11 protein-coding genes and 1 pseudogene are annotated in these 14,381 nt (G+C 72.0%); 2 read left to right on the top strand and 10 right to left on the bottom strand.

The genetic code is table 11. The features are described 5' to 3' along the window. Positions 1-67 precede the first annotated feature (67 nt). The 10 genes and pseudogenes from ACZ4XJ_RS16725 to ACZ4XJ_RS16680 form a co-directional block, all read right to left on the bottom strand. Positions 68-466 carry a cytidine deaminase gene (locus tag ACZ4XJ_RS16725; RefSeq protein ID WP_362879826.1) on the bottom strand — a complete coding sequence of 133 codons (399 nt, stop codon included), beginning with the start codon at positions 464-466 and terminating at the stop codon, positions 68-70. Then, positions 463-1,728: an ABC transporter permease gene (locus ACZ4XJ_RS16720; RefSeq protein ID WP_362879825.1), complete on the bottom strand. Its 1,266-nt coding sequence runs from the start codon at positions 1,726-1,728 to the stop codon at positions 463-465. The genes ACZ4XJ_RS16725 and ACZ4XJ_RS16720 overlap by 4 nt, the downstream gene beginning before the upstream one ends. Continuing rightward, complete coding sequence (locus ACZ4XJ_RS16715; RefSeq protein WP_362879824.1) at positions 1,725-2,840, bottom strand: ABC transporter permease; 1,116 nt, start codon at positions 2,838-2,840, stop codon at positions 1,725-1,727. Before ACZ4XJ_RS16715 ends, ACZ4XJ_RS16720 begins: the two co-directional genes overlap by 4 nt. Next, positions 2,837-4,477 carry an ABC transporter ATP-binding protein gene (locus ACZ4XJ_RS16710; RefSeq protein ID WP_362879823.1) on the bottom strand — a complete coding sequence of 547 codons (1,641 nt, stop codon included), beginning with the start codon at positions 4,475-4,477 and terminating at the stop codon, positions 2,837-2,839. The genes ACZ4XJ_RS16715 and ACZ4XJ_RS16710 overlap by 4 nt, the downstream gene beginning before the upstream one ends. 288 nt (positions 4,478-4,765) lie before the next feature. Continuing rightward, positions 4,766-5,833, bottom strand: coding sequence for a BMP family lipoprotein (locus tag ACZ4XJ_RS16705; protein WP_362879822.1), 1,068 nt, complete (start codon positions 5,831-5,833; stop codon positions 4,766-4,768). A gap of 296 nt (positions 5,834-6,129) precedes the next feature. Further along, positions 6,130-7,386, bottom strand: a complete 1,257-nt coding sequence (locus ACZ4XJ_RS16700) for an amidohydrolase (RefSeq protein ID WP_362879867.1) — start codon at positions 7,384-7,386, stop codon at positions 6,130-6,132. A 137-nt stretch (positions 7,387-7,523) separates the two neighbouring features. After that, positions 7,524-8,681 carry a hypothetical protein gene (locus ACZ4XJ_RS16695; RefSeq protein WP_468496592.1) on the bottom strand — a complete coding sequence of 386 codons (1,158 nt, stop codon included), beginning with the start codon at positions 8,679-8,681 and terminating at the stop codon, positions 7,524-7,526. A gap of 38 nt (positions 8,682-8,719) precedes the next feature. Then, the gene (locus ACZ4XJ_RS16690; RefSeq protein ID WP_383996049.1) at positions 8,720-9,631 is read right to left on the bottom strand and encodes an N-acetylneuraminate synthase family protein; all 912 of its coding nucleotides are present in this window, start codon (positions 9,629-9,631) and stop codon (positions 8,720-8,722) included. A 372-nt stretch (positions 9,632-10,003) separates the two neighbouring features. Then, positions 10,004-10,393 (bottom strand): annotated as a pseudogene (locus ACZ4XJ_RS16685) (cytidylyltransferase domain-containing protein); the annotation flags it as partial. A gap of 11 nt (positions 10,394-10,404) precedes the next feature. Next, positions 10,405-11,796, bottom strand: coding sequence for a DUF6716 putative glycosyltransferase (locus ACZ4XJ_RS16680; RefSeq protein ID WP_468496591.1), 1,392 nt, complete (start codon positions 11,794-11,796; stop codon positions 10,405-10,407). A gap of 119 nt (positions 11,797-11,915) precedes the next feature. Here ACZ4XJ_RS16680 and ACZ4XJ_RS16675 point away from each other — a divergent pair, with 119 nt between their 5' ends. Both ACZ4XJ_RS16675 and ACZ4XJ_RS16670 read left to right on the top strand, forming a co-directional pair. Then, on the top strand, positions 11,916-12,953 hold the full coding sequence (locus ACZ4XJ_RS16675; protein ID WP_468496590.1) for a glycosyltransferase family 2 protein: 1,038 nt from the start codon (positions 11,916-11,918) through the stop codon (positions 12,951-12,953). Continuing rightward, positions 12,950-14,356: a polysialyltransferase family glycosyltransferase gene (locus tag ACZ4XJ_RS16670; RefSeq protein WP_468496589.1), complete on the top strand. Its 1,407-nt coding sequence runs from the start codon at positions 12,950-12,952 to the stop codon at positions 14,354-14,356. The genes ACZ4XJ_RS16675 and ACZ4XJ_RS16670 overlap by 4 nt, the downstream gene beginning before the upstream one ends. Positions 14,357-14,381 lie beyond the last annotated feature (25 nt).

Raw genomic sequence — 14,381 nt, 5'->3', positions numbered from 1 at the left:
GGGGTGGAACGAGGAGGAGAAGCCGACGGCCCTCCGCCCCGGCGGGGGCGGAGGGCCGTCGACACGGCTATCTCAGGTGGTCGGGCCCGAAGGCCTGCGGGAGCATCGCGCTCAGCGGCAGGATCCCGTCCGGGGTCTCGACGAGCAGCTCCGGCCCGCCGAACTCGAACAGCAGCTGGCGGCAGCGCCCGCACGGGACGAGGATCTCGCCCTTGCCGTCCACGCACGTGAAGTGCGTGAGCCGGCCGCCGCCCGTGGCCTGGAGGGAGGAGACCAGGCCGCACTCGGCGCACAGGCCGAGGCCGTAGCTGGCGTTCTCGACGTTGCAGCCGGTCACGACGCGGCCGTCGTCCACCAGGGCCGCGACGCCGACCGGGAAGCCGGAGTAGGGGGCGTACGCACGGGTCATCGCCTCCCGGGCGTACGTCCGCAGGGCTTCCCAGTCCGCCGCGCGGGGCGGGGTCACTTGCCCTGGCCCTTGCGGTACGGCATGCCGTCCGCCTTGGGCATCCGCAGGCGCTGCGCCGACAGGACGAGCACGAAGAGCGTCGTCAGGTACGGGGCGGCGTCCACGAACTGGCTGGGCACCTGATCGGTGAAGGCGTACCAGAGGTACAGCAGCACCGCGAAGGCGCCGGAGACGCCGGCCTGGACGTACTTCTTCTTGTACAGCTGCCAGGCGAGGAGCAGCGTGAGCAGGATCGCGACCAGCAGCAGCATGGCGTGGACGTTCTCCGCGCCGCCGCGCAGCTTGAGGCTGTCGGTGAAGCCGAAGAGGCCCGCGCCCAGCGCCATGCCGCCCGGCATCCAGTTACCGAAGATCATCGCGGCGAGGCCGATGTAGCCGCGGCCGCCGGTCTGCCCCTCCTGGTAGATGGGGCTGGCGACGATCGACAGGAAGGCGCCGCCGAGGCCGGCGAGACCGCCCGAGACGATCACGGCGATGTACTTGTACTTGTAGACGTTGACGCCGAGCGACTCGGCGGCGACGGGGTTCTCACCGCAGGAGCGCAGCCGCAGGCCGAAGGTGGTGCGCCACAGCACCCACCAGGTGCCGGGGATCAGCAGCAGCGCGACGACGGTCAGCAGCGACAGTTCGGTGACCAGGCCGCCGATGACGCCCGCGAGGTCGGAGACGAAGAACCAGTGCTTTCCCTGGAGGTCCTTCATCCAGTCGGACAACCCCGGCACGGTGATCTTGTAGATCTCCTCGACGCGCGGCGACTGCTTGGAGGAGCCGCCCTCCGCCTCGGCGAACGTGAAGTTCGACAGGTACTGGGTGAAGCCCAGCGCGAGGATGTTGATGGCCACACCGGAGACGATGTGGTTGACGTTGAAGGTGATCGTGATGATCGCGTGCAGCAGGCCGCCGATGGCGCCGCCGGCGATGCCGACGAGGACACCGGTCCAAGGACCCCACTGGTAGCCGGCCCAGGCGCCGAACCAGGTGCCGAGGATCATCATGCCTTCGAGGCCGATGTTGACGACGCCCGCGCGCTCGGCCCACAGACCACCGAGGCCGGCGAGGCCGATCGGGACCGCGAGGGAGAGGGCGCCGGAGACCTGGCCGACCGAGGTCAGGTCGTCGGCCCCGCTGATCAGGCGGACCAGGGAGACCAGCGCGAGCCCGCCCGCGATGATCAGCATGATCCAGGGGAGGGTGAGCTTCTTGCGGCCGCCCGGCTTCTTCGGGGCGGCGGATTTCGCGGAAACGGTGCTGGTGCTCACGCCGCGACCTCCTTGTCGGTCTTGATGGCGTGGCCCGCGGCCAGTTCCGCGCCGACCTTCTGCTGCTGGCGGCGGATTCCGTAGCGGCGGACGAGTTCGTACGAGACCACGACCGCGATCACGATCAGGCCCTTCATGATCGTGCCGATCTCCTTCGCGTACCCCTCGGTGTCGAGCGAGGCCGAGGCCTTGTCGATGAAGGCCATCAGGAACGCGGCGAAGAGGATGCCGACCGGGCTGTTGCGGCCGAGCAGCGCGATGGTGATGCCGGTGAAGCCGACGCCCACCGGGAAGGACAGGTTGTACGTGTGCGTCTCGCCCAGCAGCTGCGGCATGCCGGACAGGCCGGCGACCGCGCCCGAGATGAGCATCGAGGTGATGATCATCTTCTTGGCGTCCACGCCGGAGGCCTGCGCGGCGGACTCGCTGGCGCCGGTGGCGCGCAGGTCGAAGCCGAAGCGGGTGCGGTTGAGGACGAACCAGTAGACGATGCCGAGCGCGAAGGCCACGAACGTGAAGCCGTAGACCTCCAGGCCGTCACCGATCGTCAGGGCCGGGAACCAACCGGACTGGGCGATGTCGCCGGTCGTCAGGTCGTTGGAGCCCTCGGGCTGGACGCCCAGGTTCTTCGGCAGGATCAGCCAGGCGATCAGGCTGGTCGCGATGGCGTTCAGCATGATCGTGGAGACGACCTCGCTGACGCCGCGCTTGGCCTTCAGCACGCCCGCGATGCCGGCCCAGAAGGCACCGGTGAGCATGGCCACGACCACGATCAGCAGGATGTGCAGCGGACCGGGCAGCGCGACGGCGGTGCCGACCACGGCGGAGACCATCGCGGCGAGGCGGTACTGGCCGTCGACGCCGATGTTGAAGAGGTTCATCCGGAAGCCGATGGCCACGGCCAGGGCTGCCAGGTAGTACGTACCGGCCTGGTTCAGGATCAGGACCTGGACGTCCTCGTAGCCGGCGTTCTCCACCATGAGGCGCAGCGGCTCGATCGGGTCGATCCCCGTCGCGGCCAGCACGATCACGGTCAGCAGGAAGGCGCTCAGTAGGGCGAGCACGGGCCCGGCGAAGCCGAGGAGCAGCCGGTCCTTGTCGAATTTCTTCATCGGGCCTCGTCCTCCGGTGCAGCGGTACCCGCGTCGGTACCGGCGGCGGAGTGGTTGTCGGTGGCTTCCAGGTGCCCGGAGGCGGCGCCCGTCATGGCGGTGCCGAGCTCTTCGGGGGTGACGGTCGCGGGGTCGGCGTCCGCGACCAGGCGGCCGCGGTAGATCACGCGCAGGGTGTCGGACAGGCCGATCAGCTCGTCCAGGTCCGCGGAGATCAGCAGGACGGCCAGGCCCTCGCGGCGGGCCTCGCGGATCGCGTCCCAGATCTGCGCCTGCGCACCGACGTCCACACCACGGGTGGGGTGGGCGGCGATGAGGAACTTCGGGTTGTGGCTCATCTCGCGGCCGACGATCAGCTTCTGCTGGTTGCCGCCGGAGAGCGAGGACGCGGTGACGTCGATGCCGGGCGTGCGGACGTCGTACTCGCGCACGATCCGCTCGGTGTCCTTGCGGGCGGCCTTCGGGTCGAGGATGCCGCGCTTGGAGTTCGGCGCCTCGGTGACGTGGCCCAGGATGCGGTTCTCCCACAGCGGGGACTCCAGCAGCAGGCCGTGCCGGTGGCGGTCCTCGGGGATGTAACCGATCCCGCCCACGCGGCGCTTGCGCACCGTGTCCTTGGTGATGTCCCGGCCGTCCAGCGTGATGACGCCGGAGTCGGCGGCGCTCATGCCCATGAGCGACTCGATGAGCTCGGTCTGGCCGTTGCCCTCGACGCCGGCGATCCCGAGGATCTCGCCCTTGTGGATGGTGAAGCTGATGTCGTCCAGCAGGAGGCGTCCCACCGCGGTGTGCTCGCGCAGGGAGGAGTCCTGCGGGTCCGCGCCCGCCATGGTCTCCGGCTCGACGGAGACGACGTCGCCCGCGGCGACGGTCAGGTTCGACACCGTCAGCATCGGGGTGGTCGTCACGGTCGACTCGCGGGTCTCCGGCGAGGGCAGTTCCGCGCCGACCATCAGCTCGGCGAGCTGCTTGGTGGTGGCGGTCTTCGGGTCGGCGGTGCCGACCGTGGTGCCGCGCCGGATGACGGTGATGTCGTCGGCGACCTTCTTGACCTCGCCCAGCTTGTGCGAGATGAAGATGACCGTCAGGCCTTCGGACTTGAGCTCGCGCAGGTTGTCGAAGAGGGCGTCCACCTCCTGCGGCACGAGCACGGCGGTCGGCTCGTCGAGGATGAGGATCCGCGCGCCGCGGTAGAGGACCTTGAGGATCTCCACGCGCTGCCGGTCCGCGACACCGAGGTCCTCGACCAGGGCGTCGGGGCGCACGCCGAGACCGTAGGCCTGCGAGATCTCCAGGATCTTCTTGCGGGCCTTGGAACCGATGCCGTAGAGCTTCTCGCCGCCGAGGACCACGTTCTCCAGGACGGTGAGGTTGTCGGCGAGCATGAAGTGCTGGTGCACCATGCCGATCCCGCGGGCGATGGCGTCGCCGGGGCTGGAGAAGGTGACCTGTTCCCCGTCGATCGCGATGGTTCCCTCGTCCGGCTTCTGCATGCCGTAGAGGATCTTCATCAGCGTCGACTTGCCGGCGCCGTTCTCGCCGATCAGGGCGTGGACGGTGCCCTTGCGAACGGTGATCGCGATGTCCTTGTTGGCGACGACGCCGGGGAAACGCTTGGTGATGCCGTGCAACTCCACGGCGGGGGGCGGGCTGGACGCGTTGATGACGCACTCTCCTTGGCGCGGAAGGAGCTGGAGGCAGGGGAAGACAGGGCGGTCGATCGGCCGGGCGGGTGGGCGGGAGCTGGACGGTATCGCGTCCCCGATGCCTCTACGCGCGTAGCACTGTCGAAAGTGAAAACTTGCGACCAACTGGCCACGAGTGAACACGGAACGTGTCCGACGCGGTGCGGGGCCCGGGAGCGGCGATGACCGCTTCCCGAACCCCGAGCACCACAACGAACTGTCGAGCTGTCAGACGGAACCCTACGGGGCGGTCTTGACGGTGATCTTCTTGGCGATGATGTCGGCCTTGGCCTTCTCCACCGCGGCGATGACGTCGGTCATCTTCTTGTACTCCGGGTTGGAGTCGGCCAGGCCGACGCCGTCCTTGTCCAGGCCGTAGCGGATCTCACCGGTGGTCGGCTTGCCGTCCTTGACCGACTTGATCAGGTCGTAGACGGAGTCGGAGACGTCCTTCGTGACCGAGGTCAGGATGGCGTTCTTGTACTTCGACAGACCGGCCTGGTTGTACTGGTCGGAGTCGACGCCGATGGCCCACTTGCCCTTGGCCGAGGCGGCCTCGATGGCACCGGAGCCGGCCAGGCCCGCGGCGGCGTAGACCACGTCGGCGCCACCGGCGTCGATCTGGCCCTGCGCGGCGGCCTTGCCGAGGTCGGGCTTGGCGAAGCCGTCGAAGTTCGGCGGCTGGGTCAGGTAGGTGGCGAGCACCTTGGCGTTCGGGTTGGTGTCCTTGACGCCCTGCTCGAAGCCCGCCTGGAACTTCTTGATCAGCGGAACCTCGACGCCGCCGATGAAGCCGACCGTGCCGGTCTTCGAGACCTTGGCGGCGGCGACGCCGGCCAGGTAGGAGCCCTGCTCCTCGTTGAAGACCAGGTTGGCGACGTTCTTGTCCTGCACCGAGGTGTCGTCGATGATGCCGAACGTGGTGTTCGGGAACTTCGGGGCGACCTTCTTGATGGCCGGACCGTAGGCGAAACCGACGCCGATGACCGGGTTGTTGCCCTTGCGGGCCAGCTCGGTGAGGCGCTGGACCTTGTCGGCCTCGCCCTCACCGTCCGTGGGCTCCGCCTCGGCGCCCTTGACCTTCAGCTCCTTCTCGGCCTTTTCGAGGCCCGCGAAGGCGGCGTCGTTGAACGACTGGTCGCCGCGGCCACCGATGTCGTACGCGATGGCGGCACTGGCCTCGGAGGAGCCGGAGCTCGACGAGGAGGTGGTGCTGTCCGAGGACTTCTTACCGCCACAGGCGGTGGCCGAGAGGGCCAGCGCCGCGGACGCGATGCCCACGGTGGCGATCCTGGTGATCCGGCGCAAGGGGAGGCTCCTTCAAAACCTGACCGAAGCGCCACGACCGGCGCTGGTTTCGCGGCGATCGTAACGCGCGTAGATGTCAGTTAAAGGCCCGTTCATGAGTCGTTATCGGATCGTCGCGAACCGGACAGTGACCGATCGGTAACTGTTCCGTGTCCCAGCCCTTGCGTACCAAGGGCTGGACACCTCCACCCGATCTCCGGCGGTTGTCGTGGAGACCTCCGCCGGGCGTCGAACGGGACGCCCCCGACGGCCCGGTCCGGCGGCCGGATCGGCCATTGGATCGGGCACCGGATCGACTACCGGGCCGCCCCCGCGCCGGCCCCCGCGCGCAGCCCGTCGAGCAGTGCCGCCGCGGTGAAGAACTCCACGCCGACGCCGATCGCGGACTCGTCCACGTCGAAGTCGCCCCGGTGCAGGTCCCGCTTGGTGGGGTCACCGGGCGTGCGGGTGCCGAGGCGGGCCATCGCGCCGGGGACGTGCTCCAGGTACCAGGAGAAGTCCTCGCCGCCCAGGCTCTGCTCGGTGTCCTCGACGGCGTCGGCGCCGCGGCGGACCGCCATGGCCTCGCGCAGCAGCTCGGTGACCGCCGGGTCGTTGACCACCGGCGGGACCCCGCGGACGTGGTTGATCTCGAACTTGGCCCCGTGCATGGTCGCGACCTCGTCGATCGCCGCGTGGATCATGTCGGGTGCCTCGTGCCAGGCGCCCAGGTCCAGGCAGCGCACGGTTCCGGACAGCTCCGCGTGCATCGGGATGACGTTGCAGGCGTGCCCGGCCTCGATCCGGCCCCAGGTGACCGACATCCCCGAGCGCGCGTCCATCCGGCGGGTGAGCAGCGCCGGTACGTCGACGGCCACCCGGGCGGCGGCGGTCACCAGGTCGGTGGTCAGGTGGGGGCGGGCGGTGTGCCCGCCGGCGCCGGAGAGGCTGACCTCCAGGCGGTCGCAGGCCGAGGTGATCGGGCCGGGGCGCAGCCCGATCCGGCCGGCGTCGACGCGGGGGTCGCAGTGCACCGCGATGATCTTGCCGACGCCGTCCAGCACGCCGGACTCGATGGCGTCGCTCGCCCCGCCCGGCAGCACCTCCTCGGCGGGCTGGAACAGCAGGCGCACGGGCCGGGGCAGCAGCCCCTGCCGGTCGAGCTCGGCGAGCACGAGGCCGGCGCCGAGGACGACCGTGGTGTGGACGTCGTGGCCGCAGGCGTGGGCGCGGTCGGGGACGGTGGAGCGGTACGCGACCTGCGTCTTGGCGTCCGGAATGGGCAGGGCGTCGATGTCCGCGCGCAGGGCCAGCACGGGCCGTACGCCGTCCCACTCCCCCACGTCACAGATCAGGCCGGTGCCGGACTTCAGCACGCGCGGGTGCAGGCCGGCCTGCTCCAGCCGGGCCTTGATCGCGGCCGTGGTGCGGAACTCCTGGTGTCCTAGCTCGGGATGCATGTGCACATCCCGTCGGAAGGCGATCAGTTCGGCACGCAGGTGGTCCGGAAGCTTGCCGGGCAGCTCGGGCCGGTCGGGCGTGCCGGGCAGGGCGGTCTGGGACTCGCGGGACATCAACTGGTTCACCCGTTGAAGGGTAGGCCCACGAACGGGTCAACTGGCCGGAGATCACAAAAAGTTCATGCCGTCAGGGGAAAGAATCCCCGCCTCTGGACGCATGATCGGATGCGACCGGGGGTAAACTCGCGCGCTCATCGGGCCGCGGGGGCGGCCTGCGCGGGCAGTCTGCGCACATCGCGGGCGGTGTCGGTGACTCCGGCCAGGAAGCTGCGGGCCCTCGGCGAGGCGGCTCCGGTGAGCCAGGCCGGATCGAGGGGGCACACGGCGACGGTGACCCCGGTGCCGGCCAGGGCGTACGGCAGCGTGTGGACGACCGTGGACGGAAAGCTGACGACGGTTCGGCCGATCGGGCCCCGCCGGGCGATCAGTTCCAGCGGCAGGTCGGGCCGGACGATCTCCAGCCCGCTCGCCTCGCTCAGCGCGCGCAGCTTCTCCGGGGACTCCCTGCGGTGCGCGAAGTAGCGGGTCACGCCGTGCTCGCGGGTCAGGGCGCGGACCGCCTCCAGGTAGCGGTCCGGGTCGACGACGCCGGTCTCCACCAGCGAGGTGCCGACCAGGTCGGTGCCCCGGGTCAGCCGCGGCGGCCCGAAGCGGGAGCGGGTCCAGGCGAAGTCGTTGACCCGCAGCTCCATGCCGGGCAGGGCCTCTACGGGCATGGACGTGAACACCTCCACCCGGCGGCGCGTCCCCGGGGTGAGCCGGCGGCGGGCCGTACCGGAGACCGGGGCGTACACGAGCTCGCGCGCCCGGGCGGCGGGACCGCCGGTGGCGCGGTGCCAGCGGCGCAGTCGTTCGCCCCGGCCGAGCTGGGCGACGAACTCCATGGTGGCGGTGCCGTCGTCCACGACGACGAGTTCGGCGGCCCTGGCCGGCGCCAGCAGGAGTTGCACGAAGCGGGAGAACGGGTCGCCGACGACGATCCGTTCGGCGCCGCGCACGGCGGCGGTGAGCGAGGCCAGCGCCTTCAGGGGGGCGCCGGAGCCGCCGCGGGCCTCCTGCCAGTGGACGTCGTACCCCTCGTCGCGGGCGATCGAGGCGACGCGGCGCAACTGGCCCCGGGACATGGGGTCGGTGGGCGGCAGCACCACGATCCGCGGCGCGGCGACGGCGGGGGTCGGCGCGCCGGCGCGCCGGTCGCGCTGGGGCGGTACGCCGTCGAGCAGCGGGCCGGCGCCGTTCGGGCGGGCGCCGGCGGGGGCGGCGTCGCGGTCGTACGCCCACTCCAGCACGTTCAGGAGCTGGACGGGGCTCTCGACGAAAGCCAGGGTGGGGGCGGCTGAGGCAGACACCACGTACTCCTCGTCAGGGGGCGGGGCCGGGGCGGACGTCAGACGGCTGTCGGGACCGGGGCCTGGACGCGGCGGAGCTTCTTCATCGGGCCGAGTTCGGACGCGTAGACCCGCTTGACGCCGTCGCCGAGGGCGGTCTCGATGGTGCGGATGTCACGGACGAGGCGGGTGAGGCCGCCGGGTTCGACGGAGGCGGCCTGGTCGGAGCCCCACATCGCGCGGTCCAGCGTGATGTGCCGTTCGACGAAGGCGGCGCCGAGGGCGACGGCGGCCAGGGTGGTCTGCAGGCCGGTCTCGTGGCCGGAGTAGCCGATGGGCACGTTCGGGTACTCCTCCTGGAGGGTGTTGATGACCCGCAGGTTGAGCTCCTCGGCCTTGGCCGGGTAGGTCGAAGTGGCGTGGCAGAGCAGGATGTTGGCGCTGCCGAGCACCTCGACGGCGTGCCGGATCTGCTGCGGGGTGGACATCCCGGTGGACAGGACCACGGTGCGGCCGGTCGCCCGCAGGGTGCGCAGGAGTTCGTCGTCGGTCAGGCAGGCGGAGGCCACCTTGTGGGCGGGCGGGTCGAACTTCTCCAGGAAGGCGACGGCCTCGGTGTCCCAGGGGGAGGCGAACCAGTCGATGCCGCGCTGGGCGCAGTGCGCGTCGATGGCGAGGTAGTCGGCCTCGCCGAACTCGACGCGGTGGCGGTAGTCGATGTACGTCATCCGACCCCAGGGGGTGTCGCGTTCGATGTCCCACTGGTCGCGCGGGGTGCAGATCTCCGGGGTGCGCTTTTGGAACTTGACGGCGTCGCAGCCGGCTTCGGCGGCGGCGTCGATCAGGGCGAAGGCGTTGCCGAGGTCGCCGTTGTGGTTGATGCCGATCTCGCCGACGACGTAGACGGGGCGGCCGGGGCCGGCGGTGCGCGAACCGAGGCTGCGCAGGCGGGAGTCGGGGGTGACGGTCATGGCAGGGGGTGTCCTTCGTTCGATGCGGGCCGGGGCCGGTGCTGCGGGCGCCGCGGGGGCGGGGTCGAAGAGCGGGGCGAGGAGGCGGGCGCGGGCGAGGTCGTGGGGGTCGTCGATCTCCAGGACCCGCGCCGGGTCGGTGGCGACGGGCAGGGTCCGCCCGAAGAAGCGGTGCCGGGCGGCCCGGAAGCCGGGTACGGACATGGCGTAGGCGGCGCCCGTCTCCAGCAGTTCCGCGGGGCGGTCCTGGCGGCGGGGCCGGTACGCGGCGTCGTGGTTGACCCCCGTCCCGGAGCCGTCGGGCCCCGGACGCCAGAGGAACCCGTGGAACGGGGCCGCGGTCAGGGCCGAGTCGGCCGCCCCGCGGGCGACGGCGGCGGCCACGGACTCGACGTCCGAGGGCGTCAGGAAGGGGCTGGTGCACTGGACCAGGACCACCACGTCCACGCCCGCGCCGCCGGCCCCTCCCGTGGCGCCCGGAGCCTCTGCGGCCTCCGCGGCCTCGAAGGCGTCGAGGGCGTGCAGGACCGCGGCCTCGCTGCTCGCGGTGTCCCCGGAGAGCGCGGCCGGTCGGCGGATCACCCGGGCCCCGGCGGCGCGGGCGGCGTCGGCGACCGCGTCGGAGTCGGTGGAGACGGCGACGTCGGTGACGGTGGGCGCGGCCAGGCAGGCGCGGACGGCGCGGGCGACGAGCGGTACCCCGCCGACCGGGGCGGTGTTCTTCCCCGGTACCCCCTTGGAGCCGCCCCGGGCCGGGATCACCGCGAGGACCCTCACAGCTCCCCCAACCGGCGGATGGCGGGGGCGACGCGCTGGACGCCGTGCCGGTAGGCACCGCGGGCGCCCTCGCGCAGCCGGGCGCGCAGCCAACGGCGCGGCCCGGACCCGGCGACCGACTGGCGGGCGGCCCCGGGCAACGGGGTCCCGTCGACGTCGAGGTGGTGGCGGGCCAGGATGCCGGGCAGGTACCCGGGCGCGGTGGCGGCGGTGTAGTACGGGGCGACGGCGGGGAGCCGGTCGCGGGAGAGCAGTTCGGCGAGCCGGGCCCGGGCGGCGGCGTGCGCGTCGGGGGTCCCGCCCGGCGCCGGGGGGGTGCCCGGCGGGTGGGCCGTGACCCCTTGGGCGGCGAGCCAGTACGGGTCGGCCCGGGGCAGCAGGCCCTCGTCGAGGCGGTCCCAGGAGGTCAGGCAGCCGGAGCCGAGGAAGTGGTGGTTGCCGAGCGCCTCGCGGATGCCGAGGTCGGTCAGGACGGCGGTGGGGATGCCCCGGTGCAGGGACTCCAGGGCGGCGGTGGAGGAGACCGTGACCAGCAGGTCGGCGGAGTCCAGCACCTCGCCCATGTTCCCGTACACCAGGCGGCAGTTGGCCGGCAGGCCGCCGGGGAGCCGCTCGGCGAGCCGCTGGTAGGGGTGCTCCTCCAGGTGCGTGGTGTGCTCGCCCGGCTTGCTGCGCAGCTTGATCAGCACCTCGCGGCCCGGGTGGAGCCGGGCGTGCCCGGCGGCCCGTTCCAGGAGGTACGTACGGTCGGCGCGGCTCTCGGGGACGGAGGGCTGCACGGCGAAGACGACGGTGGGGGCGCGGCCGCCGGTGGGGGCGTACGGGGCGCCGCCGAGGAAGGGCAGGGCGGTCTCGGTGACGGCGCTCGGGTCGGCGCCGACGCCCTCGTACACGGCGCGGAACCGACCGGCGTCGTGCCGGGAGTTGGCCAGGACGAGGTCGGCGCCGTGCCGCAGCAGCAGTCCGTCGGCGAGCTTCTCGTAGACGACGCCGACGTACCCGGTGACGAGGACGGGCCGGTCGGCCGGGCCCGGCCACAGGGCGCGGACGCCGTGCAGGACGGCCTGGACGGCGCCGCCGACGAGCGCGAGGACGACCACGTCGTACCGTTCGCGCCCGAGGGCGTCGAGGAACTCCGCGCAGGTCACCTCGGTCGGCAGGCCGTCTGCCCCGACGCCGGCCTCGCCGAGTTGGCGCGGTGTGGGGGTGGCCCGGCCGCGCAACAGGTAGCCGGTGACCCGGCGGTGCTCCGGGTCCGGGGCGAGGCGGCGGGCCGTGAGCGCGCCCCATTTCCACCGCGTGTCGGAATCGGCGATGACGGCGACGCGGAGTTCGGTTCGGAAACTGCTGCTGAGTGGCACTGGCACCCGGCAGAAGTTATTCCGCATTTCCGGTGTTCGGCCCAACGAGCGCACAACGGCGGGTTAACAACCCGTCGACGACGTGCGAATGCGTGTGGGTTAACGCGCCCGCCGCCCGTCGTTCACATGGAATCCGCGTACGGGCCATGGTGAATGACGGGCCGCCGCCTATTGTCTCGCAGGTGCTCAAGCTCTCTGTCGTCGTGCCGTTCTACAACGTGCGGACATACGCACCGGATGCCCTGAAGAGTCTCGAACTGAACGCCCGTGAGGATTTCGAGTTCCTGCTGGTCGACGACCGTTCCACGGACGGGACGTCCGAGCTGCTGGAACGGGCGGCCGTCGCGCTGCCCGGGGCGGTGCGCCTGAGACGGGACCGCAACGGCGGGTTGGCCTCGGCGCGCAACACCGGTCTGGACGCGGCCCGCGGCGAGTACATCACCTTCCTGGACGGCGACGACTGGCTGGAGCCGGGGCACCTCGCCCGTACCCTGGCCGCCATCGAGGCCCTGAACTGCGACTTCGTCCGTACCGACCATGTGCAGGTGACGGGTCGGACCCGGAGCGTGCAGCGCGTTCCGTACGGGCCGCAGGGCGTGCCGGCCGATCCGCGCGCGGGGATCCTGCCGGTCTCGCGGGCCACCTCGGTGGACTATCCGTACGCCTGGGCCGGGATGTACCACCGGCGGCTGCTGGACCGTGGGTTGCTGCACTTCACCGACGGATTGCGGACGGCCGAGGACCGGCCGTGGATCTGGCGGCTGCACCGGGAGGCGCGGTCCTTCGCCGCGGTCGGAATGCCCGGGATCTTCTATCGGCGCGGCATTTCCACGTCGTTGACGCAAATCGGCGACGAACGGCAGCTCGATTTCATCCGGGCATTCGATCAGGTCCTGTCGGACACGGCCGCCGATCCGGATTGCGAACTCTTGATCCACAAAGCGGTTCGAACGTATTGCGCGATTATCGCGCACCATGTCGGGTCCATCGAAAGGTTCGAACCGGCCGTGGCCAGAAAACTTCGGTCGATGAGCGCGGACGCGCTCGACCGCATGCCCCGGGCGGTACTGGACCGCACCCTGGCCTCGATGGACGCCGAACGCGCGGCCCTCCTGCGCACACTGCGCCGCCGTACGCCGTACCGCCGCGGCGGCGCCGCCCGGACCGCGGGAGCCGTCGCGTGAACGGCCGCGGAGTCACCCAGGTCTTCCTCGCCTCGACCCTCTACGGGACGGCCACGCTCGCCGCCGCCCTCGACTCCGGCGCCCTCCCCCCGGCCGGCCGCCGGATCCTGCTGACCAGCAACCACTCCCCAACCCCCGAGATCACCCCGGGCCTGCCCGCCCTGCCCGGCTTCGCCGCGCTGCGGACCCGCTTCGACGAGGTGCTCGACTGGAACGCCGTCATCGCCCCGCAGCACCCCAGCAGCTGGGCGCCGCGCCCCGAGGACGTCCCGCTGTGGGAACGCCAACTGCGCGCCCTGTGGGGGCTCGGCGAGGACCGGGTCGAGCTGATCGTGGAGTCCCTCCAGGTGCCGCCCGCGCAGAGCCTGTGCCGGCTCTTCCCGGGCGCCGCGGTCGAGGTGTACGCGGACGGACTGATGTCCTACGGCCCCACCCGCTTCCGGCTCGACCCGCAGATCGGCATGCGGGTGCGGCGCGTCCTGCACCTGGACCTCGTACCGGGCCTGGAACCGCTGCTGCTCACCGAGTTCGGGGTGCCGGCGGAGGTGGTGCCGGCGGCGGCCGTCCTCAAGGTGCTCGCCGAACTCGCGGAACTCGCGGAACTCGCGGAACCGGCCACGGCGTACGAGGGACCCCGACCCGCGGCCGACGGCGAGGGTCCCGCCCTGCTGCTCGGCCAGTACCTCTCAGCGCTGGAACTCATGTCCCCGGCGCAGGAGGAGGAACTCCACGTGGACATGGTGCGGGGCGCCGTCGCCCGCGGCCACCGGGACCTGGTCTTCAAACCGCACCCCAGCGCCCCCGCGGCCTACTCCCGCGGGGCGGAGGCGGAGGCCGAACGCCTCGGAGCGCGCCTGACCGTGCTGGACGCCCCGGTGCCGGCCGAGACCCTCTACCAACGGCTGCGTCCGGCCCTGGTCGTGGGCTGTTTCTCGACGGGCCTGCTGACGGCCCGGGCGCTGTACGGGATCCCCGTCGCCCGCACCGGGACGGGCGACGTACTGGCCCGGCTGAGCCCGTACCAGAACAGCAACCGGATCCCGCTGACGCTGGTGGACGCGCTGGTCCCGGACCTGGCGACGGGAACGCCGGCCGCCGGGGCCGCCGGGGCCGCCGACGCCGAGGAACCGGAGCCGGCCGACCTGTCGGCGCTCGTCACCGCGGTCGGGTTCACCATGCAGCCGAAGGTGCTCGCGGAGCGCCGCGCGGACGCCGAGCGCTACCTGGCCCGGAGCCTGGACGACACCACCCGGCGGTACTTCACTCGCCGCCGGCTGACCACGCTGGGCCTGCCCGGCGGCGTCCCCGCCCCACTGGCGTTCCTGCCCCGCAGCCCGGCCGTGCGCCGGGTCGCGCACCGGCTGCGCCGCCGGTTCGGGGCGGTGCCCGGCAGCCGGCCGTAGCGGCGGCGCGCCTCGCCGCAGGGGC

The organism is Streptomyces sp. NPDC029836 (assembly GCF_055574495.1).
This window is presented reverse-complemented; position numbering and strand designations above follow the sequence as displayed.

Coding starts and splice junctions, on each gene's coding strand:
- ACZ4XJ_RS16675 (WP_468496590.1), top strand. CDS start 11,916: ATGGTGAATGACGGGCCGCCGCCTATTGTCTCGCAGGTGCTCAAGCTC.
- ACZ4XJ_RS16690 (WP_383996049.1), bottom strand. CDS start 9,631: ATGACCGTCACCCCCGACTCCCGCCTGCGCAGCCTCGGTTCGCGCACC.
- ACZ4XJ_RS16680 (WP_468496591.1), bottom strand. CDS start 11,796: ATGCGGAATAACTTCTGCCGGGTGCCAGTGCCACTCAGCAGCAGTTTC.
- ACZ4XJ_RS16700 (WP_362879867.1), bottom strand. CDS start 7,386: ATGTCCCGCGAGTCCCAGACCGCCCTGCCCGGCACGCCCGACCGGCCC.
- ACZ4XJ_RS16715 (WP_362879824.1), bottom strand. CDS start 2,840: ATGAAGAAATTCGACAAGGACCGGCTGCTCCTCGGCTTCGCCGGGCCC.